The organism is Microbacterium phosphatis, assembly GCF_049177115.1.
Taxonomy (GTDB): domain Bacteria; phylum Actinomycetota; class Actinomycetes; order Actinomycetales; family Microbacteriaceae; genus Microbacterium; species Microbacterium phosphatis.
Window position 1 is genome coordinate 2676701 of record NZ_CP185370.1, and the last position, 25052, is coordinate 2701752.

Consider the following 25052-nt stretch of genomic DNA (forward strand, 5'->3'; position numbering starts at 1 on the left):
GCTTCGTCCGCGTCCCGCCCCGGATCCGGCCTCACTCCTCGTCGGGGTCGATGCCCTCGAACTCCTCGACCTCGCGCTCCCACGCGTCGCGCGCGAGGCGGTACCAGAGGTAGAACGCGAAGCCCGCGAAGACGGCCCACTCGACCGCGTAGAAGATGTTCAGCCAGTTGATGGGGCTGCCGATCTCCGGAGCGGGCGACGAGATCGGCTCCAGCCCGGCGTCGGCGAGAGACCCGGTCGGATCCGTCGACGTCACGTAGGCGCGGAAGACGTCGGTGCCGCCCTCGGGCAGGTGCCAGCGGCTGAGCAGGGCGGCGGGAGACATCCGGGTCTGCTCGAGCGGGTCGGCGCCGGCGGGCGGCAGCTGCGGGCCCTCGTCCGAGATGACGCGGCCGGTGAGCTCGACCTCGTCTCCGCCCGCTCGGGCGGCCTCATCGAGCGCCTCCACCGCGGCATCCGCCGCGGCGCGGTCATCGGCCCACCCGATCGCCACGGCGAGCGCGGCATCGGGGGTGGTCAGGTGGCCGGTGACCCAGTAGCCCTCGACATCGTCGTTGAAGCGCGACGAGATCACGATGAAGTCGCCGGGCACCCACGTGCCCGTGACCTCGACGCGCTGGCCGACCAGGGGCTCCTCGAGGTACTCCCCCGGCAGCACCACGTCGGTGAGGGGGCGCACCTCCTCGGTCGCCCCCGCGGGAAGCGGATCCTCGTCGATCGCGGTCGAGAGCTGCCACTGCCCGAGCCACGCGAACACCGCCGCCACCACGAGGGCGAGCAGCAGCAGGGCGATCCAGCGCGGACGCAGCAGCACCTCCCGCAGCGTGGGCGGGAAGAGCAGCCCCTCCGGGGCGGATCCGTCAGTGGTGGTCATACGGCGCGACGACGACCTCGACCCGCTGGAACTCCTTGAGGTCGGAGTATCCCGTGGTCGCCATCGACTTGCGCAGGGCGCCGATGAGGTTCGCGGTGCCGTCGGCCATCGACGCCGGTCCGTACAGGACCTCCTCGAGGGTGCCGACCTGGGGGACCTTCACGCGGCGGCCGCGCGGCAGCTTCGCGTGGTGGGCCTCGGGGCCCCAGTGGAAGCCGCGACCGGGCGCATCCGTGGCACGAGCCAGGGCGACGCCCAGCATGACCGCGTCGGCGCCCATGGCGAGGGCCTTCACGATGTCGCCCGAGGTGCCCACGCCGCCGTCGGCGATCACGTGCACGTAGCGGCCGCCCGACTCGTCGAGGTAGTCGCGGCGGGCGCCGGCGACGTCGGCGAGCGCCGAGGCCATGGGTGCGTGGATGCCGAGGGTGGCGCGTGTGGTCGAGGCGGCGCCGCCGCCGAAGCCGACGAGCACGCCCGCGGCACCGGTGCGCATGAGGTGCAGCGCGGCGGTGTACGTCGAGGCGCCGCCGACGATGACCGGCACGTCGAGGTCGTAGATGAACTTCTTGAGGTTCAGGGGCTCGGACTCGCTCGAGACGTGCTCGGCCGAGACCGTGGTGCCGCGGATCACGAAAAGATCGACACCGGCAGCGACGACCGTCTTGTAGAGCTCCTGCGTGCGCTGCGGGCTGAGCGAGCCGGCGACGGCCACACCCGCGGCGCGGATCTCGTTGATGCGCGCGGTGACGAGCTCGGGCTTGATCGGCTCGGCGTACAGCTGCTGCATCCGGCTGGTCGCGACCTCGTCGGGAAGCGACGCGATCTCGTCGAGGAAGGGCTGCGGGTCCTCGTAGCGGGTCCACAGACCCTCGAGGTCGAGCACGCCCAGGCCGCCGAGCTGGCCGAGCATGATCGCCGTCTTCGGGCTCACGACCGAGTCCATCGGGGCGCCGAGCACGGGGATGTCGAAGTGGAAGGCGTCGATCGACCAGTCGGTCGTCACGTCCTCCGGATTGCGCGTGCGGCGCGAGGGCACCACCGCGATGTCGTCGAACGCGTACGCCCGTCGTGCCCGCTTGCCGCGGCCCAGCTCGATCTCGCTCGTCACCGCTTCAGCCTACCCGGGGTCGCTCGATGCCCTCTCCCGCCGTCACCGACGGATCCGGTGCTTCGTGCCCGAGTCGGGGATCCCCGCCCGGACCGCCCCGAGGGAAGCTCAGGCGGCGGCGTAACGGCCGGCGGCGCGGGCCTTCGCCTTCTCCGCCTCCGTCTCGCGGTTCTTCGGCGGGGCGCTGGTGACCAGCGCGTCGAGCAGGTGCTGGGTGAGGTGCGCGATCTCGTGGACCGCCTCGTCGAAGGCGGGCTGATTCGCCTTCGAGGGCTTGGTGGTCCCCGCGATCTTGCGGACGTACTGCAGAGCGGCGGCGTGCACCTCGTCGGAGGTCGCGGCGGGCTCGAAGTTGTGAAGGGTGTGGATGTTCCGGCACATGCCCGTCACGGTAGTCCCGGCCTCGGACACGCGAAAGGCCCCGCGGCGCGGCCGCGGGGCCTTTCGGCGAAGCCGGATCAGCGCTTGTAGTTCGGCGCCTCGACGACGATCTGCACGTCGTGCGGGTGCGACTCCTTCAGACCCGCCGAGGTGATGCGGACGAACTTGCCGCGGGCCTTCAGCTCGTCGATCGAGCGGGCGCCGACGTAGAACATCGACTGACGCAGCCCGCCGACCAGCTGGTAGACGACGGCCGAGAGCGGGCCGCGGTAGGCGACCTGACCCTCGATGCCCTCGGGGATCAGCTTGTCGTCGCTGGGGACGTCGGCCTGGAAGTAGCGGTCCTTCGAGTACGAGGTCTGCTTGCCGCGGGTCTGCATCGCGCCGAGCGATCCCATGCCGCGGTACAGCTTGAACTGCTTGCCGCCCTGGAACACGACGTCGCCGGGCGACTCCTCCGTGCCCGCGAGCAGCGAGCCGAGCATCACGGTGTCGGCGCCGGCGACCAGCGCCTTCGCGATGTCACCGGAGTACTGCAGGCCGCCGTCGGCGATGACCGGCACGCCGGCCGGCCGCGCGGCGAGCGACGCCTCGTAGATGGCCGTGATCTGGGGCACGCCCACACCGGCGACGACGCGCGTGGTGCAGATGGAGCCAGGGCCCACACCCACCTTGACGGCGTCGACACCGGCGTCGATGAGCGCCTGCGCGCCCTCGCGGGTGGCGATGTTGCCGCCGACGATGTCGATGTGCGCGAAGGTCGGATCGGCCTTCAGCTTGCGGACGATGTCGATGACGCCCTGCGACTGGCCGTTGGCCGTGTCGACGACGATGACGTCGACACCCTTGTCGCGCAGCGCCTCGGCGCGCTCCCACGCGTCGCCGAAGAAGCCGATCGCGGCACCCACGCGCAGGCGGCCGAGCGAGTCCTTCGTGGCGAGGGGGTACTTCTCGCTCTTGTCGAAGTCCTTGATGGTGATGAGGCCCGCGAGCTTCCCGTCGTCGTCGACGAGCGGCAGCTTCTCGACGCGGTGCTTGGCGAACAGCGCCACGACCTCTTCCGGCTTGATGCCGACGCGGCCGGTGACCAGGCCCTCGGTCGTCATGACGTCCTTGGCGAGCGTCGTGGTGCGCTCGAAGTCCGAGACGAAGCGCATGTCGCGGTTCGTGACGATCCCGACGAGCTTGCCGTCGGCGTCCACCACGGGCAGACCCGAGATGCGGTACTTCTGGCAGAGGCCGTCGACCTCTTCGATGGTGGCGTCCGGCGTTGTGGTGATCGGGTCGGTGATCATGCCCGACTCGCTGCGCTTGACGCGGTCGACCGCGGCCGCCTGATCCTGGATCGAGAGGTTGCGGTGCAGGATGCCGATACCGCCCTGGCGGGCCATGGCGATCGCCATCCGCGCCTCGGTGACGGTGTCCATCGCGCTCGAGAGCAGCGGCGAGGCCACGCGGATGTTGCGAGTGAGGCGCGACGACGTGTCGGCCTCGCTGGGGATGACATCCGTGTGCCCCGGCAGGAGCAGAACGTCGTCGTAGGTGAGTCCGACGAAGCCGAACGGGTCGTAGTCAGTCATGACGTTCTCCACTGGAGCGATATGGATGAGCTCGTATCGCGGAAGGGGCCGGGTATGCCATCCTCCCCCGTATAGGGATTCTAAGCGCCCGAGGGCCTCAGATATTCCGGATGCGGATCGCGACGCGAACCGTGCGCCGTCGGTCACAGAATGCGCACAGATCCCGTGCGGACACCGACGAAACGCCCGCGACACATTAGGGTCGTACGTTTGAACGACCCGTTCACGCACCCCGCGCGGCGCCACCCCACCCGCCGCGCGCGGACCGGAGGATCAACGATGCCCACACCCGCCCTCTTGAGGCGTACCCGATTCGGCGCGATCGTCGCGTTCGCGGCCTTCCTGGCCGCCCTCTTCGCCGCGCTGGTGCTGCCGACAGCGGCGCACGCGGAGGAGGGCGACCCGTTCAAGATCAGCGGAATCGTCACCTTCGAAGACGAGCCTCTGGAGGGGGTCGACCTCACCATCGACGGCCCCGGCGGCGAGCAGGACGTCACCACCGACGCCGAGGGCCGCTGGACGGTGCAGGTTCCCGAGCGCGGCGTCGAGTACACGATCACCCTGCACGAGGACACCCTTCCCGACGGCGTCGTTGTGGTCGACGACACCGGTGAGGACGAGACCCCCAACGAGGTCGTCCGCGAGATGGGCCAGGGCGGCCGCCTCACGCTCAACTTCTTCCTGGGCGAGGGCGAGCGGATCACGGTCACCTTCGTCGACCAGCTGTTCCAGCGCCTCTTCCAGGGCCTGAACTTCGGCCTGATGCTGGCGCTCGCCTCCGTCGGCCTGTCGCTCGTGTTCGGCACCACCGGCATCTCGAACTTCGCGCACGCCGAGATGGTCACGTTCGGTGCGGTCGCCGCGCTCCTGCTGGTGGGCCCCGCGAGCCTCGCGCTGCCGGTGTGGGTGGGCATCCCGCTCGCCGTCATCCTCAGCGCCGCGCTCGGCTACGCCCTGGACGCGACGATCTGGCGCCCCCTGCGCCGGCGCGGCGTCGGCACAGTGCAGCTCATGATCCTGTCCATCGGCCTCTCGCTGGCGATCCGGTACCTGTTCCAGTTCTTCATCGGCGGCGACGTGCACCAGCTGCCGCCGATGCTGCCCGGCGGGAGCATCCCGCTGTTCGGCGCCGTGACCGCATCGGCCACCGACCTCGTGTCGATGGCGATCTCGATCGTCGTCATCATCGCCTTCGCCACCTGGCTCACCCGCAGCCGCATCGGCAAGGCCACCCGCGCGATCTCGGACAACCCCGCCCTCGCCGCCACGAGCGGCATCGACGTCAACCGGGTCGTCCGCATCGTCTGGATCGTCTCCGCGGGCCTGGCCGGCCTCTCGGGCGTCCTGTACACGTACTACCGCCCGGGCCTCACCTGGGACATGGGCGTGCAGTTCCTGCTCCTGATGTTCGCCGCGGTCACGCTCGGCGGCCTCGGCACGGCATACGGCGCTCTCGTCGGATCCCTCATCATCGGCATCCTCACCGAGACGATCAGCCTATGGGTGCCCGCGGACCTGCGATTCGCCGGCGCCCTGCTGATCCTCATCTTCATCCTCCTCGTCCGCCCCCAGGGCATCCTGGGCCGTCGCGAGCGCATCGGCTAGGAGTCGCCATGGACTGGCTGCAGATCTTCAACAACACCCTCGCCTCGATCCTGAGCCCCTCGACGCTGGCCTACGCGCTCGCGGCCCTGGGCCTCGCGATCCACTTCGGCTTCGGCGGGCTGATCAACATGGGCGTCGCGGCGTTCATGGCGATCGGCGCGTACGGATACGCCATCTCGATCCTCACGTTCGGCTTCCCCTGGTGGGGCGGCGCGCTGGTCGGCCTCGTCGGCGCGGCCGTGTTCGCGCTCATCCTCGGCATCCCGACGCTGCGCCTGCGCGGTGACTACCTCGCCATCGCGACCATCGCGGCGGCCGAGGTCGTGCGCCTGCTGTTCATGACGACGACCTTCGCCGACGTGACCGGATCGGCCGGCGGCCTCGGCGGCTACCACGCGTCGTTCCGCGCCTCGAACCCGTTCCCCGAGGGCACGTACGGCTTCGGCCCGTGGACGTACAACGAGACCGACCTCTGGGTGCGCGTGATGGGCCTTATGACCCTCGCCTTCGCCACGCTCCTGGTGTTCATGCTGACGCGCAGCCCCTGGGGCCGCGTGATGAAGGGCATCCGCGAGGACGAGGACGCGATCCGCTCGCTCGGCAAGAACGTCTTCTCCTACAAGATGCAGTCGCTGGTGCTCGGCGGCGTGATCATGGCCGCGGGCGGCATCGTCTACGCCCTCCCCTCCGCCGTGAACCCCGGCGTCTACGTCACCTCGCTGACGTTCTTCGTCTGGACCGCGCTGCTGCTCGGCGGTGCCGCGACCGTGTTCGGCCCGCTGCTCGGATCCCTGGTGTTCTGGGTGATCCAGACCTTCCTCACGAACTTCCTCTCCGGGCTGACCGAGAGCGGCATCCTGGACATGTCGTCCAGCCAGGCCGGCACGCTGCGCTTCGTCCTGGTCGGCGTCGCGCTCATGCTGCTGGTGGTCTTCATGCCGCAGGGCTTCCTCGGCGACAAGAAGGAGCTGACCTTTGTCCGCTGACATCACTCCTCCGGTCTCCCGGCCGAAGTCCACGGGGCTGCACATCGGCGAGCCCGCCGCGGGCGTCAAGAAGGTCGACCCGATCATCGTCGCGTCCGGCGTGAAGCGCACCTTCGGCGGCCTCACCGCGGTCGACGTCGAGCACCTCGAGATCCCGCGCGGCGCGATCACGGCGCTGATCGGCCCGAACGGCGCCGGCAAGACCACGCTGTTCAACCTGCTTACGGGCTTCGACAAGCCCGATGCGGGCAGCTGGTCGTACGACGGCAAGGACCTCGCCAACGTGCCCGCGCACAAGGTCGCGCGGATGGGCCTGATCCGCACCTTCCAGCTCACCAAGGCCCTCGGCCGTCTCAGCGTCATGGACAACATGAAGCTCGGTCAGACCGGCCAGACCGGCGAGCGCTTCTGGCACAGCCTGATCCCGGCGCTGTGGCGGAAGCAGGATCGCGAGATCGAGCAGCGCGCCGACGAGCTGCTGGTGAAGTTCAAGCTCGACAAGAAGCGCGACGACCTCGCCGCGGGCATGTCCGGCGGGCAGAAGAAGCTGCTCGAGATGGCCCGCGCGCTGATGACGAGCCCGACGCTCGTGATGCTCGACGAGCCCATGGCGGGCGTCAACCCGGCGCTCACGCAGTCGCTGCTCGACCACATCCTCGACCTCAAGGACGAGGGCATGACCGTGCTGTTCGTCGAGCACGACATGCACATGGTGCGCCACATCGCCGACTGGGTCGTCGTGATGGCCGAGGGCCGGGTGGTCGCCGAGGGCGCCCCCGACCAGGTGATGCGCGACCCCGCGGTGATCGACGCCTACCTCGGCGCGCACCAGGAGCTCGACCTCGGTGTGGTCACCGGCCGCGTGGCGATCATCGACGCCGACCCGACGACCGATGCCGAGGCGTCCGCGTCCGTCGACGCGGCCGTGATCGAGGCCGAGGCATCCGCCGAGCTCGACGCCGAGAAGGAGAACGACAAGTGACCGACACCCGGACCCCGGTCGTCCTCGTCGACGACGTGCACGCGGGCTACCTGCCCGGCGTGAACATCCTCAACGGCGCCACCCTCACCGCCTACCAGGGCGAGCTGATCGGCATCATCGGCCCCAACGGCGCCGGCAAGTCGACGCTGCTCAAGGCCATCTTCGGCCAGGTGCAGATCCGCGGCGGCAGCATCTCGCTCGACGGCGAGGACATCACCGGCCTGAAGGCCGAGAAGCTCGTCGGCAAGGGCGTGGGCTTCATCCCGCAGACCAGCAACGTCTTCCCCTCGCTCACCATCGAGGAGAACTTCGAGATGGGCGCCTTCCAGAAGCCCTCGCTCACCGCCGAGCGCATCGAGTTCGTGATGAGCATCTTCCCCGACCTCGCCAAGGGTGCGGGCCTGAAGAAGCGCGCCGGCGGGCTCTCCGGCGGCGAGCGCCAGATGGTCGCCATGGGCCGCGCGCTCATGATGGACCCGAAGGTGCTGCTGCTCGACGAGCCCTCCGCCGGTCTCTCCCCCGTCCGTCAGGACGAGGCCTTCCTGCGCGTCTCCGAGATCAACAAGGCCGGCGTCACCTGCATCATGGTCGAGCAGAACGCGCGCCGCTGCCTGCAGATCTGCGACCGCGGCTACGTCCTCGATCAGGGCCGCGACGCCCACACCGCCACCGGCCGCGAGCTGCTCAACGACCCGAAGGTCGCCGAGCTCTACCTCGGCACCCTCGGCGCCTGACGCCCTCGGGCGCCGCGCGCCGAGGGGCGGCTGGCGCCCCACCCCGGATTCCGAGGGGATCCCGGATTCTCAGGGCCGGGGATCCGGATCTCCGCCCTGATTTCGCGAGATCCCCTGCGATCCCGGGGACGGGCGGATCCGGCGTGCCTCGCCCCCAGGACGGAATCACGCGACGTTTCTCCACCGGGGCCGCGGGGGGCGCTTCGGCGATCGCGGGAACGGCACGGTGGAGTCATGGACATCACCCACGCCCTGCGGAGGTTCGACGGCGTCGCCCGGGTGCGGGCGCTGACCGAGCTCGGGATCGGCGACCATGCGATCCGCAAGGCGCTGGCGAGTGGCGCGGTCGAGCGGGTGCGGAAGGGCTGGGTGGCCGCGCCCGGGGCCGACGCGCTGCTCGTCGCGGCCGCGCAGCACGGCGTCGTCCTCACCTGTGTCACGCAGGCAAGGCGGTTGGGGCTGTGGTCGGCGACCGATGAGCTGCACGTCGCCGCTCCCCCGCACGGCAGCCTGCCGCGGCCGCTCGACGGCCACGTGCACTGGCGCGCGCCACTGGTTCCGCGACGCGGCGGGGCTCTCGTCGACCCGGTCGAGAATGTCCTCGCCATCGTCGCCGAGTGCCGACCGTACGAGGAGGCCGTCGCGATCTGGGAGTCGGCGATGCGCCTCGGGATGCTCCACCGCGAAGTCCTGCGTCGGCTGCCGCTCGGTCCGGCCGCCCGCCGACTGCTCACCGATGCCCGACCCTTCGCCGGGCAGGGGACGGAGTCGATCCTGACCACACGGCTGCGCTGGCTCGTGGCGGCCACGAAGGTGAGGATGCGCCGGCAGGTCTGGATCGAAGGCCACCCGGTCGATCTGCTCATCGGCGATCGCCTGGTGATCCAGATCGACGGGGGCACGCACGTCGACGCGCAGCGGCTGGTCGACAACGAGCACGACCTCCGGCTGATGCTCGCGGGCTACCACGTGATCCGGATCGGCTACTGGCAGCTCATCGACGACTGGCCCCACGTGCAGGAGCTCATCACCCTCGCGGTCGCCCAGGGCCTGCACCTGGCGCCCGCGTCCTGAGGGGATCCCGGATTCTCAGGGCCGGGATCCGGATCCGGGCCCTGAGTTCGCGAGATCCCCTGACTTCGCGAGGCCACCCGCGCCGCGCCGCACCGCACCCCACGCGAAAGCGCCCCGCCTCCCTCTCGGGAGACGGGGCGCTTCTCACGCGGTGAAGAGGCTCAGCCCTCGAACGGCGCGAAGGTGTTGTCGTCGGCATACTCGTAGAGGTTGATGTAGCCGCCCTCCGGGTCGCCGTTGTCGTCGAACTTGATCTCGCTGGACGCACCGTCGTAGTCGATGGTCTTGCCGTCCAGGAGCAGGTCGGCGCAGTCGGCGAACGTCTCGCACTTCTCGCCGTCGCCCGAGCCGCCCGTGACCTCCTGCAGCTTCGCGGCGATGTCCTTGCCGTCGGTCGAGCCGGAGGCGAGCGACGCGAGCGCCACGACGGTGAGGGCGTCGAACGCCTCGGGGCCGTAGGTGAAGGACTTGAGGTCCTCGCCCTGCTCGGTGGCGAACGCCTTCAGCTTCTCGTTGAACGACGCGACCTGCTCCGGCGTCGGGCCGGGGATCGTGCCCTTCGCGCCCGTCAGGACACCGGCGGGCAGCGGGTTGTCGCCGGCCGAGGTGTAGTCGGCGACGTTGCCGTCGACGAGGTACAGGTTCGACGAGTCGAAGCCCTTCTCGTTCAGCGCCGGGATGATCGTCGCGGCCTGCGCGAACGAGATGACGGCGACGGCGTCGGGCTTGGCCGCGAGGACCTCGCTGATCTGCGCGTCGAACGAGGTGTCGCCGGGGTTGAACGTCGGGGCCGCGACGACCTCGCCGCCGGCGGCCTCGAAGGCGTCCGTGACGAAGCCGGCAAGGCCGGTGCCGTAGTCGTCGTTCATGACAATCAGACCGAGGGTCTGGGCGCCCTGCTCGGCGATGAAGTTGCCGAGCACGTCGCCCTGCAGCACGTCCGACGGAGCGGTGCGGAAGTAGAGGCCGTTGTCCTCGTAGGTGGTGAAGAACGCACCCGTGTTCGAGGTCGAGACCTGGACGATCCCGGCACCGGTGACGGTGTCGATGATCTGCTTCGACACGGCCGACGACGCGGCGCCGATGAGCGCGCTGACGTCCTCGCCGAGGATCTTCGGCAGCTCGGTCTCGTAGGCCTTGTTGTCGGTGTCGCCCTCGTCGCCGAGCACGACCTCGATCTCGAGGCCCGTCTTGTCGCTGTACTCGTTCACGAGCGACTGCGCGTACTGGACGCCCAGGATCTGGGGCGGGCCGAGGAAGGACAGCGAGCCCGAGCTCGGCGCGAGCATGCCGACCTTCAGGGCCAGGTCGCCGCCGGCGGCGGGCTTGGAGGCCTCGGCGGCGGGCTTCTCGGTGGTGCCGGCGGCGCAACCGGCCAGCGTCAGCGCCGCGACGGCGCCGAGGGCGGCGATGCCGAGCAGCTTCTTGGAGCGAACCATGTGGTTCCTTTCGTCAGGACCCGCAGGGCTAGGGACTGGTGACGACACTCCTGGGAAAGCGACGTCGGGCCCGCGGGTGATGACAGGAATCTACCTGGCGATCCGGGCGCGGATCGCTTATCAGGGGTCTCTGAGCAGTCTGCACAGCCGTTCGCGACCAAATCGTTACGGGGCTGCACAAGATGACACGCAATGTGTCAAGCGTGTGACAATCAGGCGGGCTCCATGACCCGCGGGCGGCGTGCGTGACGCATCTGGTCGACGGTCAGCAGGATGCAGGCGATCCAGACAACCCCGAACCCGATCCAGCGGGCGGTGGGCATCGGCTCGTGCAGGATCGCGACCCCCACGATGAACTGCAGGATCGGGCCCGCGAACTGCAGCATGCCCATCACGCTGAGGGGCACGCGGCTGGCGCCGGCGGCGAAGAGCAGCAGCGGCACGGCGGTCACAACGCCCGCCGAGAGGATGAGGATCGTGTGCCACGTCCCAGCCGTGCCGAGCGTGATCCCGGTGGTCGCGGCGACGACGATGAGCTGCACGATCGCGACGGGCGTGAGCCACAGGGTCTCGAGCGCGAGGCCGCTCGTGGCGTCGACCACCCCGCCGACCTGCTTCTTCACCAGGCCGTAGAGGCCGAACGTGACGGTCAGGCCCAGGGCGTACCAGGGGACGGTGCCGTAGGCGACGACGATCAGGATCACCGCGAGGCCGGCCACGCCGATCGCCACCCACTGCAGCACCCGCAGGCGCTCGTGGAGGACCAGCACCGCGAGAAGCACCGTGGTGATCGGGTTGATGAAGTACCCGAGGCTCGCCTCGAGCACCTGGTCGCTCTGGGCGGCGATGACGAAGATCTGCCAGTTGCCGTAGATGAGGATGCCGGCGAGTGCCATCAGCGCCGCGAGACGGGGCTGCCGCAGCACGGCGAGGAACCGCCCCCAGCCCTTCGTGACCGTGAGCAGCAGGGCGCAGAACACCAGCGACAGCAGGACGCGCCAGGCGACGACCTCCCACGGCCCCGTGGGGGCCAGCACCACGAAGTAGAGCGGCAGGATGCCCCAGAGAACGTACGCCCCGAGCGCGTAGAGGGTGCCGGCGGTCTCGCTCTTCATGGGGGTGCTGCTCTTCACCGATCCAGCCTAGGTCGCCCCTCGGACGGCCCGGTCCGCGGGGCCTGCCAACCATCGAACGAATACGGCCATGCGGCCGCCGGACATGACAGAAGGCCCGGATCCGAGGATCCGGGCCTTCTGCGCAGAGAGCTGAGACTCAGCGCACCACGACGGCGAGCACGTCGCGGGCCGAGAGGACGAGGAACTCCTCGCCGCCGAACTTGACCTCGGTGCCGCCGTACTTGCTGTAGAGCACGCGGTCGCCGACGGCGACGTCGAGCGGAACACGGTTGCCGTTGTCGTCGATGCGACCCGGACCGACCGCGACGACCTCGCCCTCCTGGGGCTTCTCCTTCGCGGTGTCGGGGATGACGAGACCGCTCGCAGTGGTCTGCTCGGCCTCGACCTGCTTGATGACGATGCGGTCCTCGAGCGGCTTGATGGAAACCGACACGGTTCACCTCTTCTTTCCAGTACGGACAAGTTCATTCGCACTCTCCCTAGGGGAGTGCCAGACACAAGTGTAGGAGGGATTCTGGCACTCACGCAACGCGAGTGCCAACGACCGTCATCCCCCGACACAACGCCGGGCCCCGGGCCACGTGGCGGGCTCCTCCCGCGTGGCATCCCCGGCCGCCGCCTACGCTGGACGGATGGAATCGGCCGAGCTCGACGCCCTGCTCACTCGCGAGGGGCTGGCGCTGCTCGACGTGGTCGCCGCCGAGCCCGCGGCCGACGTGACGCGGCTGGTGTCGCGCCTGCGGGCCGCGGGGCATCCGCCCGAGCTGGTGTCGGCCGTGGTCGGCCAGGCCCGCCTGCGCGAACGGGCGTCGGCGAAGTTCGGCCCCTTCGCCGACCGCATGCTGTTCACCCGCGCGGGTCTCGAGCAGGCCACCCGCATGAGCGTCTCCGCCCATCACGCGGGGCGGATGAGCGCCGCCGGGATCACCCGGGTCGCGGACCTGGGGTGCGGCATCGGCGGCGACTCGCTCGCGTTCGCCGCCATGGGGATGCGCGTGCTCGCGGTCGACGCCGATCCGGTGACCGCCGCCCTGGCGGCCTACAACCTGGCGCCGTTCGGCGAGGGCGCCGAGGTGCGCTCGGGCCTCGCCCAGGACATCGATCTCGACGGCGTCGACGCGGTGTGGCTCGACCCTGCCCGCCGCACGGCCGGCCACGGCGAGACGTCGCGGGTGAACGCGGCCGACTACTCCCCGCCGCTGGACTGGGTGTTCTCGCTCGCCGCGCGGCTGCCCGCGGGCGTCAAGCTGGGCCCCGCGCACGACCGGGAGGCCCTGCCGTCCGGGCCCGGCGTCGAGACGCAGTGGATCAGCGTCGACGGATCGACGGTCGAGCTGGTGGTGTGGACGGGCGCGCTGGCGCGCGAGGGCGTCGCGCGCTCGGCGCTGGTGCTGCGCGGCGAGGCGGCCCACGAGCTCACCGCCCCGGCCGACACCGAGGACGAACCGGATCGCCCGCTCGGGGCGTTCCTGCACGAGCCGGAGGGCGCGGTGATCCGCGCCCGCCTGGTCGGGGATGTGGCCCGCGCCCTCTCCGCCGGGCCCGTCGCCCCCGGGATCGCCTACCTCACGGGCGATGCGCCGACGACGAGCCCGTTCGTGTCGTCGTTCCGCGTGCGCGAGGTGCTGCCCGCCGATCCCAAGCCCCTCGCGAAGGCGCTGCGGGCGCGGGGAATCGGCACCCTGGAGATCAAGAAGCGCGGCGTCGACATCGACCCCGCGGAGTTCCGCAAGCGCCTGGGTCTCAAGGGCCCCGAGTCGGCCACGCTGATCGTCACGCGCGTCGCCGGCAAGCGGATCGCGGTGCTCGCCGATCGCGTCCCCCGAGCCTGAGGGCGGTCGGCCCGCGCCGAGGTGAGAGGTGGGTCAGCCGGCGGCGGCGCTCTGCAGCATGTCCTGCCAGATCCAGTAGACGCTGCAGGCCGCGGAGGCGAGCGAGAGGCCGAGGGCCCACCAGGCGAGTTCGCGCTGGGCGCGCTTGAAGATGAGCGTCAGCGCGGCCAGCACGTTGGCCACCACGGCCACGGGCAGCGCGAAAGAGCCGAACCACGACAGGCTCAGAGCGATCATCGCGACACTGAGCGCCCACGTGGCCAGGCGCCCGCGCGAGGGGTAGCGCGCCCACAGGGTCGACGCGGCCGACGGCGCCGCCGAGGCCTCCGCGCGCGGCTGCTCGCGGGGCACGATCGGCTCGCGTCGCACCGAACCCTCCGCGAGGCTGTCGGTCATGACGTCACGGGCTCCTTCGCGGCGACCTGGATCTGCGTCACCGGAAGGGTCGAATCGGCCCCGAACTCGAGGGTCGAGGGTGCGCGGCCCGTGGCGATCAGCTCGGCGGCGAGCGCGGCGATCATCGCGCCGTTGTCGGTGCACAGACGCAGAGGCGGGATCCGCACGGTCACCCCGGCGGCCTCGGCCCGCTGCAGGGTGACGTCGCGCAGGCGCTTGTTGGCGATCACGCCGCCGCCGAGCAGCAGGCGCGGCACCCCGTGCTGGGCGCACGCGTCGAGCGCCTTGGTCACGAGGACGTCGACGACCGCCTCGCGGAACGACGCCGCGACGTCGGCCACCGGCACGGGCTCCCCGGCCGCCTCGCGCTGCTCGATCCAGCGCGCCACGGCGGTCTTGAGACCCGAGAACGAGAAGTCGTACCGGTGCTTCGCCATGTCGCTCGCCCGCGAGAGCCCGCGCGGGAAGCGGATCGCCTTCGGGTCGCCCTCGGCCGCCGCGCGGTCGATCTCGGGGCCGCCGGGATACGGCAGACCCAGGATCCGCGCCACCTTGTCGAAGGCCTCTCCGGCCGCGTCGTCCATGGTCTCGCCGAGCAGCTCGACGTCGCTCGTGAGGTCGCGCACCAGCAGCAGGGAGGTGTGCCCGCCCGAGACGAGCAGCGCCACGGTCGGGTACTCGAGCGGAGGCGCATCCGGATCGAGGATGTCGGCCGCGATGTGCCCGACCAGGTGGTTCACGGCATAGAGGGGCTTGCCGAGCGAGACGGCCAGGGCCTTGGCGGCGCCGATGCCGACCATCAGGGCGCCGGCGAGGCCCGGGCCGCTGGTGACGGCGACGGCGTCCACATCCGCGAGCGTGATGCCGGATTCGGCCACCGCGGCCTCGATCGCCGGCTGCAGGGCCTCGAGGTGCGCGCGCGCCGCGACCTCCGGCACCACACCGCCGAAGCGGGCGTGCTCGTCCATGCTCGACGCGATGGTGTTGCTGAGCAGCTCGTGGCGGGCGTCGCCCGACTCGCGGATCCGGACGATGCCGATCCCGGTCTCGTCGCAGCTGGTCTCGATGCCGAGGACGTATTTCGACTCAGTCACTTCGTTCCTTCGCAACATGGGCGTCGGCGCCGCATCACGTGCAGGCTCCGGCATCGGCGGCCCGGGAGGAGGGCGACTGCGGGGCCCGCCCCGCGGCCCACGCCGCGAGGTCGAGGCGCATCACCACGGCGTCGACATCGTCGGGCTGGTAGTAGCGGGGGCGCCTGCCGAGCTCGGTGAACCCCTCCGAGGCGTACAGCGCCTCGGCGACCGGGTTGTCGGCGCGGACCTCGAGGAAGACCTCTCGCGCCCCGCGACGGTGAGCCTCGTCGAGCAGCGTGCGCATCAGTGCCCGGCCCCGGCCCTTCCCACGCGATGCGGCACCGACGGCGATGGTCTGCACATCGGCGTCACGCGATCCGGTGAGTGCACGGAGGCCGGCGTAGCCGACGACCTGGCCCGCCAGCACGTCGACGAAGTAGCGGTTGTGCGGAGAGGAGAGCTCGCCGTGCATCATCGCCTCGGGCCACGCGTCGCTCGGGAACGAAGCGCGCTCGAGGGTCATGATGCCGCCCAGATCCTCGACGGTGGCGGGCCGGATGGTCTCGGCCCGCGTCACGCCCTCGGTGCCGCCGCTCACGCGCGCACCTTCTTCGGGACGTGGCCCACCGTGACATCGGGCGAACGCAGGTACAGGGGCTCGGTCTCGGCCAGGGCGCCGGTGGGTCGCCAGCCGCCCGACAGCATCAGCGCGGCGACCCGGCCGACGGCGGCGGCGGCGATCGTCGCGGTGCGGACGATCTCGGATCCGGCCGTCAGCGGATCCGTCGCGAGGTCGGCCGTCTGGGGGCGCAGCTCGGGGCCCCCGACGACGCGGGGCAGCCCCGCGTCGGTGACTCCCTCGAACACGGTGATCGCGTTCTCGCGGCGACGCGCGTCGGTGACGATGGCGATGCGGCCCTCCGCGGCCCGGCCGGCGGGCTCACCGGCGTGGCTCAGCGCGGCGGCCTCGTGGCTCGGAACGGGCACCACGTCGATCCCGCGCCCGAGGGCGAAGGCGCGCGCCGCGGCGATGCCGATCCGGAGCCCGGTGAACGCCCCCGGGCCCATGCCCGCCGCGACGTGGGTGATGTCCGACGGCGCGGCCCCGGCCTCGGCCAGGGCCCGCTCGAGAAGGGTGCCGACGATCTCGGCGTGACCCAGCGTGCCCGCGCTCTCGGCCACCCCGCGCACGGCGCCGTCGAGGCCGACGACCGCGACGGCCGATCCGATCGAGGTGTCGATGGCGAGGATCACTCCTCCAGCGTAACGACGGTGGCTGGCCGGAAGCGGGGAGCCGGGGTCAGGCCGTGACGCGGGTGATCGTGACCACCCGCGGGGCGTCGAGGTCGAGATCCTCGGGGCTGCCCTCGATGTCGCCGACGGGCCGCTCGATCTCGATGTCCCACCACTGCGAGCGGAGGCCGTCGACCTTGCCGCGGCCCCACTCCACGATCGTGACGGATCCGTCCACGTCGACGTCGAGGTCGTCGAGCTCGAGGGCCGAGTCGAGCCGGTAGGCGTCGGCGTGCACCAGCGGCGCACCGTCGGCCAGCGAGGGGTGCGTGCGCGCGATGACGAACGTCGGGCTCTGCACGGGGCCGCGCACGCCCAGGCCCTCCGCGATGCCGCGCGTCAGCGTCGTCTTGCCGGCGCCCAGCGGGCCGGTCAGCACGATCAGGTCGCCGACGGCGAGCCCCGAGCCGATCCGCTCTCCCAGGGCCTCCATCTCGGCCGAGGTGGCGACCTCGTGGCGGCCGAGCAGCCGATCCGGGATCATGCGGGCGTCCTCGGGACGCGGGATCCGATCCGGGTGACGATCTCGTAGTTGATGGTGCCCGCGGCGTCGGCCCAGTCGCCCGCCGACGGCACGCCCGTCTCCGGGTCGCCGAACAGCACGACCTCGTCGCCCACGGCCACCGGGAGGTCGCCCACGTCGACCACGAACTGGTCCATGGCGATGCGACCCGCGACGGTGAAGCGCTGCCCGCCGATCGAGACGGGCCCGGATCCGGATGCCTGGCGCGGAACGCCGTCGCCGTAGCCCAGCGGCACGAGCGCGAGGGTGGAGTCGTCGCGGGTGCGGTGCGTGTAGCCGTACGAGACGCCCTGCCCGGCCGGCACACGACGCACGGCGGCGACCTGAGCCCTAAGCGTCATGACAGGTCGCAGGCCGAGGTCGGCCGAGCTGCGGTCGGCGAACGGCGACAGGCCGTAGAGGCCGATGCCGATGCGGACGGCGTCGAAGCGCGCCTCGGGCAGATCGATCGCGGCGGCCGTCGCGGCGATGTGGCGCACCGACGGGGTGAGGCCGGCGGCAGCGGCGGCGGCGATGCCGACCTCGAAGCGGCGCACCTGCGTGCGGTCGTCGTCGTCCGAGGTGTTGGAGAGGTGGCTGAACAGGCCGTCGATGCGCACCAGCCCCTCGGCCTCGAGGCGCGCGGCCTCGGCGAACACCCCCGCCCAGTCCTGCGGGGCGATGCCGTTGCGACTCAGGCCGGTCTCGAGCTTCAGGTGCGCGACGCCGCCGGGGCCCGCCGCGGCAAGCGCCTGCAGCTGCTCGAGGCTCGAGATGCCCACCTCGATGCCCGCGGCCACGGCGGCGGCGAAGGACTCCCCCGGCGCGTGCAGCCACGACATGATCGGGCCCTCGATGCCGGCCTCGCGCAGCGCGAGCGCCTCGGCGATGTCGGCGGTGCCCAGACGCGTGGCGCCGGCGGCGAAGGCCGCACGGGCGCACGCGACGGCACCGTGCCCGTAGGCGTCCGCCTTGACCACCGCGATGAACTCGCGGGTGCCGAGCTGCTCACGCAGGGTGCGGACGTTGTGGGCGAGGGCGTCGAGGTCGATGACCGCTTCGCGCATCACCGCGGTTCCTCGGGATCCTCGGCCTCGGGCACATCGAGCAGGGCGTCGTCGGCCTCGTCCGCCGAGGGCACGTATCCCGCGCCGATCGCGTCGAGGTCGCCGGCGACGCCCTCACCGCCCGCGGCCTCGGCGGTGACATAAGCGATCGCCAGACCCGCGTCGTGCGAGAGCGAGAGGTGCAGCGTCGTGATCCCCCGAGCGGCGATCACCGCCGCGGTGGAACCGGACAGCGCGAACCGCGGCGGCACGCTCTCGCCGAGACGCGCGACCTCGATCTCGTCCCAGTGGACCCCGTCGGATCCGCCGAGCGCCTTGATCAGCGCCTCCTTGGCCGCGTAGCGCGCGGCCAAGGAGCGCAGCGGCAGCTCTCGCTCATGCGGGGTGAACAGCCGCTCGAGGAGCTTCGGGGTGCGCTCGATCGTGCGCTCGAAGCGCGGGATGTCGACAAGGTCGACGCCGATTCCGACGATCATGGGCGCACCGCCTCCCGTTGTGCCTTACTCGACCGTGACCGACTTCGCGAGGTTGCGCGGCTGGTCCACGTCCAGGCCCTTCGCGTTCGCGAGGCCCATGGCGAAGATGTGCAGCGGCACGACCGCGAGGATCGGCTCGAACAGCGGCGCGGCGAGCGGGATGCGCAGCACCTCGTCGGCGAACGGCAGAACGGCAGCGTCGCCGGCCTCGGCGATCGCGATCACGCGGGCGCCGCGGGCGCGGATCTCCTGGATGTTCGAGACGACCTTGGCGTGCAGCTCGGGCGCACCCGACGGCGACGGCACCACGACGAACACGGGCAGGCCCGGCTCGACCAGGGCGATCGGGCCGTGCTTCAGCTCGCCGGCGGCGAAGCCCTCGGCGTGGATGTACGAGATCTCCTTGAGCTTGAGCGCGCCCTCGAGCGCGATCGGGTAGCCCACGTGGCGCCCGAGGAACAGCACCGAGCGGGTGTCCGCCATCCAGTGCGCGAGCTGCGTGATGCGCTCCTGCTCGTTCTCGAGGATCCAGCGGATCTTCTCGGGCAGGGTGTGGAGCTCGTCGATGGAGTCCGCGAGGACCTCGGCGCTCACCGTGCCGCGGACGCGCGCGAGGTGCAGCGCGAACAGGTAGAGGCCCGTGATCTGCGCGACGAAGGCCTTCGTCGATGCGACGGCGACCTCAGGGCCGGCGTGCAGGTAGACCACCGCGTCGGACTCGCGCGGGATCGTGGCGCCCTGGGTGTTGCAGATCGAGAGGGTCTTGGCGCCGAGGCGCGCGGCCTCCTTGACCGCCATGAGCGTGTCCATGGTCTCGCCGGACTGGCTGATCGAGACGACCAGCACATCGGGGCCGACGAGGGGGCTGCGGTAGCGGAACTCGTGCGCCAGCTCGACCTCGACGGGGATGCGGGCCCACTGCTCGATCGCGTACTTGCCGACGAAGGCCGAGTACGCGGCGGTGCCGGCGCCGACGATGACGATGCGCGAGATGCCCTTGAACAGCTCGTCCAGTCCATCGAGCTCGGGGATGACGACCTGGCCGTCCTGAACGCGGCCGAGGACAGTGTTGGCGACGGCCTCGGGCTCCTCCGAGATCTCCTTGGCCATGAACGACGGCCAGCCGCCCTTCTCGGCCGCCTTGGCGTCCCACTTCACCTCGAAGGGCTCCGGCTCGACGGCGTTGCCGTCGAAGTCGGTGACCGTGACGCCCTCGGGGCGGATCGCGGCGATCTGGTCCTGGCCGATCGCGAGCGCCTGGCGGGTGTGCTCGACGAAGGCGGCGACGTCGGATCCGAGGAAGTTCTCGCCCTCGCCGAGGCCGATGACCAGCGGCGAGTTGCGGCGCGCGCCGACCACAAGACCCGGGTGGTCCTCGTGCATGGCGAGCAGGGTGAACGCGCCCTCGAGGCGGTTCACGACGCCGCGGAACGCGGCGACCAGGTCGCCATCGGCCTTGCGGTACTCGCTGCCGAGCAGCGCGGCCGCGACCTCGGTGTCGGTCTCGCTGCGGAACGTGACGCCCTCGGCGAGCAGCGAGTTCTTCAGCGCCGAGAAGTTCTCGATGATGCCGTTGTGGATCACCGCGAGGCGATCGTCGTCGGCGAGGTGCGGGTGCGCGTTGACGTCGGTCGGGCCGCCGTGCGTGGCCCAGCGGGTGTGACCGATGCCGGTCGTGCCCGACGCGATGGGGTGCGCGGCCAGCTCATCGCGCAGCTTGGCGAGCTTGCCGGCCTTCTTGGCCGAGTGCATCCCACCCTCGCCGTCGATGACGGCGATGCCCGCGGAGTCGTAGCCGCGGTACTCCAGGCGGGCAAGGCCCGCGAGCAGGATGTCCTGGCTGTCACGAGGGCCGACGTATCCGACGATTCCACACATGGATCCGATCCTATGGGCGGTTACTGGGAGGATCCGACGCGGCGCGATCGCGCTCTCAGAGCTTGCGCAGCAGCACCGACTCGACCGAGTGATCCGCGCCCTTGCGCAGCACGAGGGACGCGCGATGCCGGGTGGGCAGGACGTTCTCGACGAGGTTCGGCAGGTTGATGTCGTTCCAGTAGCCGCGGGCCGTCTCGGTCGCCTCGGCGTCGGTGAGGTGCGCGAAGACGTTGAAGTGCGATGCGGGGTTGGCGAACGCGGCCTCGCGCAGCTTCAGGAACCGGTCGATGTACCACTGCTCGATGTGGCCCGTGTCGGCGTCGACGTAGATCGTGAAGTCGAACAGGTCGCTCACCGCGACGTCGTTCGGCGCGGGCGGCGGCTGCAGCACGTTCAGGCCCTCGACGATCAGCACGTCCGGCCGGCGCACGACGACGGTGGCGTCGGGCATGATGTCGTACTTCATGTGCGAATAGAAGGGCGCCCGCACCTCGTCGGCGCCGGACTTCACCTTCGTCACGAAGTCGATCAGCGCGCGGCGGTCATACGACTCGGGGAAGCCCTTGCGATGCATGATCCCGCGGCGCTCGAGCTCGGCGTTGCTGTGCAGGAAGCCGTCGGTCGTCACCAGCTCGACGCGCGGGGTGTCGGCCCACCGGCTCATCAGCTCGCGCAGCAGGCGGGCGATGGTCGACTTGCCGACCGCCACCGATCCGGCCACTCCCACGACGAACGGCGTCGTCTCGTCGGGTGTGCCGAGGAATCCGCTGACGTCGTTGCCCAGGCGGCGGATGGTCTTGGCGTAGATGCTGAGCAGGCGGCTGAGCGGCAGGTACACCTCGGCGACCTCGGTGAGGTCGAGGCGATCGCCGAGGCCGCGCAGCTGGAACACCTCGGCCTCGGTGAGCGGCTGATCCATCCCCGCCGCCAGGCGCGACCAGTCGGCGCGCGCGATCTCCCCGTACAGGGACAGCGGAGCGGGCAGGGGCGGGACGGCACTCATCCGGGCAATCGTATCCGCGTGCGGGCGCGCCCGTTGTCGGGCGCCGGCGGGGCCGCCGGGCGCGTGGCCGACACCGGGAGGGCTGTGCGACCGGCATAATCCGAGGATGCGCCTCGGAGTCCTCGACATCGGCTCGAACACCGTCCACCTGCTGACGGCGGACGCGCACCCCGGAGGGCGGCCGCAGGCGGCGTCGAGCCATCGGTCGACACTGCGCCTGATGCGGTACCTGACGCCCGAGGGGGCGATCTCGGAGGAGGGCGTCGCGCTGATCGTGGACGCCGTCCGCGATGCGGTCGCCCGCGCCAAGGAGGAGCACGTCGAGGAGCTGCTGCCCACGGCGACCTCCGCCGTGCGCGAGGCCACCAACGGCGCGGACGTCATCCGCCGGATCGAGGAGGTCCTGGGGCAGCCCCTGCAGGTGCTCGGCGGCGACACCGAGGCGCGGTTCACCTTCCTGGCCGTCCGCCGCTGGTTCGGCTGGTCGGCGGGGCGGATCCTGCTGCTCGACATCGGCGGCGGATCGCTCGAGATCGCCGCCGGCGACGAGGATCTCCCCGAGTACGCGCGGTCGGTGCCGCTCGGCGCCGGCAGGATGACCGTCGACTTCCTGATGGAGGATCCGCCGGGCGAGCGGGCCGTCACTCAGCTGCGCCGTCACGCCGTCGGGGTGCTCGCGCCGGTCGCGGCGGATCTGAAGAGCCTCGGCAAGCCGGATCACGTCGTCGGCTCGTCGAAGACGATCCGATCGCTCGCGAAGCTCGCGGGCTATCCGATGCCGGGGCGGACCGGGATCGAGCGCATGGTGCTGCCGCGTCAGCAGCTCGGGCAGTGGATCCCCCGCCTCGCCCGGATCCCCGCCGAGGTCCGGCACGAGCTGCCGGGGATCACCCCCGAGCGCACGTTCCAGATCACGGCGGGTGCGGTCATCGTGCACGAGGCGATGAAGGCCCTGGGCGTGAGCGAGCTCGAGGTATCGCCCTGGGCGCTTCGCGAGGGCGTGATGCTGCGCTACATCGAGGAGCTCGGCTGGAGCTGACCGCTCCGGCTCTCCCGGATCGCGCGACGCGCGGTGCCGGGGAACGCGAAACCGCCGGGGTCCCGAAGGGCTCCCGGCGGTCTCACATCGCGGTCAGAGCGCGAGTCGCTCGGCCACCACGGCGGCCAGCTGCTCGGCGTGACGCTGGGCGTCGGCTTCGGAGGCCGCCTCGACCATCACGCGCACCAGCTGCTCGGTGCCCGACGCGCGCAGCAGCACACGCCCGGTGTCGCCCAGTTCGGCGGCCACGGCCGCGACCGCGTCCTGCAGGACGGGGTCGGCCGTGCGGGTGCGATCGACGTCCTTGACGTTGATCATCACCTGCGGGTACTTCGTCATGATCGACGCGAGCTCGGCCATCGACTTGCCCGTGCGCGCCATCTCGGCCACCAGGTGAAGACCCGTGAGGATGCCGTCGCCGGTGGTGGCGAATTCGCTCATGATGACGTGACCCGACTGCTCGCCGCCGAGCGAGAAGCCGCCCTCGTTCATCAGCTCGAGCACGTAGCGATCGCCGACGGCGGCCTGCAGCACGGTGATGTCGCGCTCGCGCATGGCCACGTGCAGACCGAGGTTGCTCATGACCGTCGCGACGAGGGTGTCGTCCTTCAGCGCACCGCGCTCCTGCATGGAGGCGGCGAGGATCGCCATGATCTGGTCGCCGTCGACGATCTCGCCCCGGGCGTCGACCGCGAGGCAGCGATCGGCGTCGCCGTCGTGGGCGATACCCACGTCGGCTCCGGCCGCGACGACCGCGCGAGCGAGCTTGTCGAGGTGCGTCGATCCGACGCCGTCGTTGATGTTGATGCCATCGGGATCGGCGCCGATGACGGTCACCCGCGCACCCGCATCGCGGAAGGTCTCGGGCGAGACCCCCGCCGCCGCGCCGTGGGCGCAGTCGAGCACCACGTGGATGCCGTCGAGGCGGTTCGGCAGCGAGCCGAGCAGGTGCATGACGTAGCGGTCCTCGGCGTCGGCGAAGCGCTTGACGCGCCCCACGTCGGCGCCGGTCGGCAGCAGGAAGGGCCCGTTGAGCGTCGCCTCGATGCGCCGCTCCACCTCGTCCGGCAGCTTGACGCCGCCGCGCGCGAAGATCTTGATGCCGTTGTCGGGAGCGGGGTTGTGCGAGGCCGAGATCATGACGCCGAAGTCGGCGTCACGGTCGGCGACGAGGAAGGCGAGGGCCGGAGTCGGCACCACACCGGCGTCGTACACATCGATGCCCGAGGCGGCGAGGCCGGCCGAGACGGCGGCACTCAGGAACTCTCCCGAGATGCGCGGGTCGCGACCGACGACCACGGAGGTGCGCAGGCCCTGGGCCCGGCGCGCCTCCGCAGAACGGCCCTGGCCCAGGACGACAGCAGTCGCCTGGGCCAGGGACAGAGCCAGGTCGGCGGTGAGGATGCCATTGGCGAGTCCTCGCACACCGTCCGTTCCGAAGAGCGGCATGGCTGAGTGGGAGTCCGTCTGCGCTTAGCGCTTCGAGAACTGCGAGGCCTTGCGGGCCTTCTTGAGACCAGCCTTCTTGCGCTCGATGACGCGAGCGTCGCGCGTGAGGAAGCCGGCCTTCTTGAGCGTCGGGCGGTTGTTCTCGCGGTCGATCTCGTTCAGCGCACGGGCGATGGCGAGGCGCAGCGCGCCGGCCTGACCCGAGGGGCCGCCGCCCGAGATGCGGGCGATCACGTCGTAGGCGCCGCCGAGCGAGAGCACCGTGAACGGGTCGTTGATCAGCTGCTGGTGCAGCTTGTTCGGGAAGTAGTCCTCGATCGTGCGGCCGTTGACCGTGATCGTGCCCGAGCCCGGGACGACGCGCACGCGGGCGATGGCCTGCTTGCGGCGACCCACGGCGGCGCCGGAGACGTTGAGGACGGGACGGGGAGCCTCGGCGGCCTCAGCGGCCGGCGTCTCCGTCGAGTAGTTCTGGGTGTCGATGTCAGTCACGTTGAATCCTTGGATGCCGGCGCTTACTGGGCGACCTGGTCGAGGGTGTACACCTTGGGCTGCTGCGCGGCGTGGGGGTGCTCGGCACCCGTGTACACCTTGAGCTTGGCGAGCTGGTCGCGGCCGAGCGTGTTCTTGGGGAGCATGCCGCGGACGGCCTTCTCGACGGCGCGAACCGGGTTCTTCTCGAGGAGCTCGGCGTACGTGACGGCCGTCAGACCACCCGGGTAGCCCGAGTGGCGGTAGGCCTTCTTCTGGAGGAGCTTCTGGCCCGTGAGCGCGACCTTGTCGGCGTTCACGATGATGACGAAGTCACCCTGGTCCATGTGCGGGGCGAAGGTCGCCTTGTGCTTGCCACGCAGGAGCGCGGCGGCGTGCGAGGCGAGGCGTCCGAGGACGACGTCGGTGGCGTCGATAACGAGCCACTCGCGCTGAGCCTCACCGGCCTTCGGGGTGTAAGTGCGCGTCACAGTAGTGCTGCTTTCTTTTCGAACGGAGTCGTTCGTGAATCCCACTCCGGGGCGTTTCTCGCGAGGAACTCGGAGAAGCAGCCGGTGGAGGGCTCACATTCGCTGTGCCTGCAGTAGGCACCAAAGGGAAAGACTACCAGCCGACACGCCCGACCGCGAATCAGCGGAGCGCGGTCC

25 protein-coding genes and 1 pseudogene are annotated in these 25052 nt (G+C 70.9%); 7 read left to right on the forward strand and 19 right to left on the reverse strand.

Annotated features, from left to right (window positions below; genetic code table 11):
• Positions 1–31: 31 nt before the first annotated feature.
• The 4 genes from ACOKGD_RS12760 to guaB all read right to left on the reverse strand — a co-directional run bounded on the left by ACOKGD_RS12760 (position 32) and on the right by guaB (position 3946).
• On the reverse strand, positions 32–874 hold the full coding sequence (locus ACOKGD_RS12760; protein WP_342337602.1) for an SURF1 family cytochrome oxidase biogenesis protein: 843 nt from the start codon (positions 872–874) through the stop codon (positions 32–34).
• Positions 861–1985 (reverse strand): GuaB3 family IMP dehydrogenase-related protein, encoded by a 1125-nt coding sequence (locus ACOKGD_RS12765; protein WP_342337604.1) that lies wholly within the window; start codon positions 1983–1985, stop codon positions 861–863. Before ACOKGD_RS12765 ends, ACOKGD_RS12760 begins: the two co-directional genes overlap by 14 nt.
• A 108-nt stretch (positions 1986–2093) precedes the next feature.
• Entirely contained in the window at positions 2094–2366 is a 273-nt protein-coding gene (locus ACOKGD_RS12770) for a DUF2277 domain-containing protein (protein ID WP_342337606.1), read from the reverse strand.
• 77 nt (positions 2367–2443) lie between these two features.
• Positions 2444–3946: an IMP dehydrogenase gene (gene guaB, locus ACOKGD_RS12775; protein WP_342337608.1), complete on the reverse strand. Its 1503-nt coding sequence runs from the start codon at positions 3944–3946 to the stop codon at positions 2444–2446.
• A gap of 279 nt (positions 3947–4225) precedes the next feature.
• Between guaB and ACOKGD_RS12780 the strand changes: the two genes are divergently transcribed.
• From ACOKGD_RS12780 to ACOKGD_RS12800, 5 genes are all read left to right on the forward strand, one after another.
• Positions 4226–5551: a branched-chain amino acid ABC transporter permease gene (locus ACOKGD_RS12780; RefSeq protein WP_421355053.1), complete on the forward strand. Its 1326-nt coding sequence runs from the start codon at positions 4226–4228 to the stop codon at positions 5549–5551.
• 8 nt (positions 5552–5559) lie between these two features.
• Entirely contained in the window at positions 5560–6537 is a 978-nt protein-coding gene (locus ACOKGD_RS12785; protein WP_342337612.1) for a branched-chain amino acid ABC transporter permease, read from the forward strand.
• Positions 6527–7519: an ABC transporter ATP-binding protein gene (locus ACOKGD_RS12790; RefSeq protein WP_421355054.1), complete on the forward strand. Its 993-nt coding sequence runs from the start codon at positions 6527–6529 to the stop codon at positions 7517–7519. The genes ACOKGD_RS12785 and ACOKGD_RS12790 overlap by 11 nt, the downstream gene beginning before the upstream one ends.
• Positions 7516–8253 carry an ABC transporter ATP-binding protein gene (locus ACOKGD_RS12795; RefSeq protein WP_342337613.1) on the forward strand — a complete coding sequence of 246 codons (738 nt, stop codon included), beginning with the start codon at positions 7516–7518 and terminating at the stop codon, positions 8251–8253. Before ACOKGD_RS12790 ends, ACOKGD_RS12795 begins: the two co-directional genes overlap by 4 nt.
• Positions 8254–8487: 234 nt before the next feature.
• On the forward strand, positions 8488–9327 hold the full coding sequence (locus tag ACOKGD_RS12800; protein ID WP_342337614.1) for a type IV toxin-antitoxin system AbiEi family antitoxin domain-containing protein: 840 nt from the start codon (positions 8488–8490) through the stop codon (positions 9325–9327).
• A gap of 161 nt (positions 9328–9488) precedes the next feature.
• Here the strand turns inward: ACOKGD_RS12800 and ACOKGD_RS12805 are convergent, their stop codons facing one another.
• The 3 genes from ACOKGD_RS12805 to groES all read right to left on the reverse strand — a co-directional run bounded on the left by ACOKGD_RS12805 (position 9489) and on the right by groES (position 12335).
• A complete protein-coding gene (locus tag ACOKGD_RS12805) occupies positions 9489–10766 on the reverse strand; it encodes an ABC transporter substrate-binding protein (RefSeq protein WP_342337615.1) in 1278 nt (425 codons plus the stop codon).
• A gap of 212 nt (positions 10767–10978) precedes the next feature.
• Positions 10979–11881 (reverse strand): EamA family transporter RarD, encoded by a 903-nt coding sequence (rarD, locus tag ACOKGD_RS12810; RefSeq protein ID WP_342337680.1) that lies wholly within the window; start codon positions 11879–11881, stop codon positions 10979–10981.
• 157 nt (positions 11882–12038) lie between these two features.
• Positions 12039–12335: a co-chaperone GroES gene (gene groES, locus ACOKGD_RS12815; protein ID WP_149161212.1), complete on the reverse strand. Its 297-nt coding sequence runs from the start codon at positions 12333–12335 to the stop codon at positions 12039–12041.
• Positions 12336–12534: 199 nt separating this feature from the next.
• On the opposite strand from groES, the gene ACOKGD_RS12820 reads away from it, so the two are divergent.
• Complete coding sequence (locus tag ACOKGD_RS12820) at positions 12535–13734, forward strand: class I SAM-dependent methyltransferase (RefSeq protein ID WP_342337617.1); 1200 nt, start codon at positions 12535–12537, stop codon at positions 13732–13734.
• A gap of 33 nt (positions 13735–13767) precedes the next feature.
• On the opposite strand, the gene ACOKGD_RS12825 is transcribed toward ACOKGD_RS12820, so the two are convergent.
• From ACOKGD_RS12825 to coaA, 9 genes and pseudogenes are all read right to left on the reverse strand, one after another.
• Positions 13768–14130 (reverse strand): hypothetical protein, encoded by a 363-nt coding sequence (locus ACOKGD_RS12825; RefSeq protein WP_342337618.1) that lies wholly within the window; start codon positions 14128–14130, stop codon positions 13768–13770.
• Positions 14127–15242: a tRNA (adenosine(37)-N6)-threonylcarbamoyltransferase complex transferase subunit TsaD gene (gene tsaD / locus ACOKGD_RS12830; protein WP_421355055.1), complete on the reverse strand. Its 1116-nt coding sequence runs from the start codon at positions 15240–15242 to the stop codon at positions 14127–14129. The genes ACOKGD_RS12825 and tsaD overlap by 4 nt, the downstream gene beginning before the upstream one ends.
• A gap of 16 nt (positions 15243–15258) precedes the next feature.
• Positions 15259–15804, reverse strand: a complete 546-nt coding sequence (gene rimI, locus ACOKGD_RS12835) for a ribosomal protein S18-alanine N-acetyltransferase (protein ID WP_421355056.1) — start codon at positions 15802–15804, stop codon at positions 15259–15261.
• Positions 15801–16460, reverse strand: a complete 660-nt coding sequence (gene tsaB / locus ACOKGD_RS12840; protein WP_342337620.1) for a tRNA (adenosine(37)-N6)-threonylcarbamoyltransferase complex dimerization subunit type 1 TsaB — start codon at positions 16458–16460, stop codon at positions 15801–15803. The genes rimI and tsaB overlap by 4 nt, the downstream gene beginning before the upstream one ends.
• Before the next feature lie 46 nt (positions 16461–16506).
• Positions 16507–16983: a tRNA (adenosine(37)-N6)-threonylcarbamoyltransferase complex ATPase subunit type 1 TsaE gene (gene tsaE, locus ACOKGD_RS12845; protein ID WP_342337621.1), complete on the reverse strand. Its 477-nt coding sequence runs from the start codon at positions 16981–16983 to the stop codon at positions 16507–16509.
• Complete coding sequence (gene alr / locus ACOKGD_RS12850; protein ID WP_342337622.1) at positions 16980–18068, reverse strand: alanine racemase; 1089 nt, start codon at positions 18066–18068, stop codon at positions 16980–16982. The genes tsaE and alr overlap by 4 nt, the downstream gene beginning before the upstream one ends.
• A gap of 125 nt (positions 18069–18193) precedes the next feature.
• A pseudogene (locus ACOKGD_RS12855) lies at positions 18194–18544 on the reverse strand (holo-ACP synthase); the annotation flags it as partial.
• A gap of 24 nt (positions 18545–18568) precedes the next feature.
• Positions 18569–20422 (reverse strand): glutamine--fructose-6-phosphate transaminase (isomerizing), encoded by a 1854-nt coding sequence (gene glmS / locus ACOKGD_RS12860; protein WP_342337624.1) that lies wholly within the window; start codon positions 20420–20422, stop codon positions 18569–18571.
• A 55-nt stretch (positions 20423–20477) separates the two neighbouring features.
• Positions 20478–21425, reverse strand: a complete 948-nt coding sequence (gene coaA, locus ACOKGD_RS12865) for a type I pantothenate kinase (protein ID WP_342337626.1) — start codon at positions 21423–21425, stop codon at positions 20478–20480.
• 106 nt (positions 21426–21531) lie between these two features.
• Between coaA and ACOKGD_RS12870 the strand changes: the two genes are divergently transcribed.
• Positions 21532–22464 (forward strand): Ppx/GppA phosphatase family protein, encoded by a 933-nt coding sequence (locus ACOKGD_RS12870; protein ID WP_342337627.1) that lies wholly within the window; start codon positions 21532–21534, stop codon positions 22462–22464.
• A 93-nt stretch (positions 22465–22557) separates the two neighbouring features.
• On the opposite strand, the gene glmM is transcribed toward ACOKGD_RS12870, so the two are convergent.
• Genes glmM through rplM form a run of 3 tightly spaced genes read right to left on the reverse strand, consistent with a single transcriptional unit; the run spans position 22558 to position 24875 of the window.
• Entirely contained in the window at positions 22558–23913 is a 1356-nt protein-coding gene (gene glmM / locus ACOKGD_RS12875; protein WP_342337629.1) for a phosphoglucosamine mutase, read from the reverse strand.
• 24 nt (positions 23914–23937) lie between these two features.
• Positions 23938–24405 (reverse strand): 30S ribosomal protein S9, encoded by a 468-nt coding sequence (gene rpsI, locus ACOKGD_RS12880; RefSeq protein ID WP_342337630.1) that lies wholly within the window; start codon positions 24403–24405, stop codon positions 23938–23940.
• 23 nt (positions 24406–24428) lie between these two features.
• On the reverse strand, positions 24429–24875 hold the full coding sequence (gene rplM / locus ACOKGD_RS12885) for a 50S ribosomal protein L13 (RefSeq protein WP_342337631.1): 447 nt from the start codon (positions 24873–24875) through the stop codon (positions 24429–24431).
• Positions 24876–25052: the final 177 nt, after the last annotated feature.

Coding starts and splice junctions, on each gene's coding strand:
- ACOKGD_RS12760 (WP_342337602.1), bottom strand. CDS start 874: ATGACCACCACTGACGGATCCGCCCCGGAGGGGCTGCTCTTCCCGCCC.
- ACOKGD_RS12770 (WP_342337606.1), bottom strand. CDS start 2,366: ATGTGCCGGAACATCCACACCCTTCACAACTTCGAGCCCGCCGCGACC.
- guaB (WP_342337608.1), bottom strand. CDS start 3,946: ATGACTGACTACGACCCGTTCGGCTTCGTCGGACTCACCTACGACGAC.
- ACOKGD_RS12780 (WP_421355053.1), top strand. CDS start 4,226: ATGCCCACACCCGCCCTCTTGAGGCGTACCCGATTCGGCGCGATCGTC.
- ACOKGD_RS12785 (WP_342337612.1), top strand. CDS start 5,560: ATGGACTGGCTGCAGATCTTCAACAACACCCTCGCCTCGATCCTGAGC.
- ACOKGD_RS12800 (WP_342337614.1), top strand. CDS start 8,488: ATGGACATCACCCACGCCCTGCGGAGGTTCGACGGCGTCGCCCGGGTG.
- ACOKGD_RS12805 (WP_342337615.1), bottom strand. CDS start 10,766: ATGGTTCGCTCCAAGAAGCTGCTCGGCATCGCCGCCCTCGGCGCCGTC.
- rarD (WP_342337680.1), bottom strand. CDS start 11,881: ATGAAGAGCGAGACCGCCGGCACCCTCTACGCGCTCGGGGCGTACGTT.
- ACOKGD_RS12820 (WP_342337617.1), top strand. CDS start 12,535: ATGGAATCGGCCGAGCTCGACGCCCTGCTCACTCGCGAGGGGCTGGCG.
- ACOKGD_RS12825 (WP_342337618.1), bottom strand. CDS start 14,130: ATGACCGACAGCCTCGCGGAGGGTTCGGTGCGACGCGAGCCGATCGTG.
- tsaD (WP_421355055.1), bottom strand. CDS start 15,242: ATGTTGCGAAGGAACGAAGTGACTGAGTCGAAATACGTCCTCGGCATC.
- tsaE (WP_342337621.1), bottom strand. CDS start 16,983: ATGATCCCGGATCGGCTGCTCGGCCGCCACGAGGTCGCCACCTCGGCC.
- alr (WP_342337622.1), bottom strand. CDS start 18,068: ATGCGCGAAGCGGTCATCGACCTCGACGCCCTCGCCCACAACGTCCGC.
- glmS (WP_342337624.1), bottom strand. CDS start 20,422: ATGTGTGGAATCGTCGGATACGTCGGCCCTCGTGACAGCCAGGACATC.
- coaA (WP_342337626.1), bottom strand. CDS start 21,425: ATGAGTGCCGTCCCGCCCCTGCCCGCTCCGCTGTCCCTGTACGGGGAG.
- ACOKGD_RS12870 (WP_342337627.1), top strand. CDS start 21,532: ATGCGCCTCGGAGTCCTCGACATCGGCTCGAACACCGTCCACCTGCTG.
- glmM (WP_342337629.1), bottom strand. CDS start 23,913: ATGCCGCTCTTCGGAACGGACGGTGTGCGAGGACTCGCCAATGGCATC.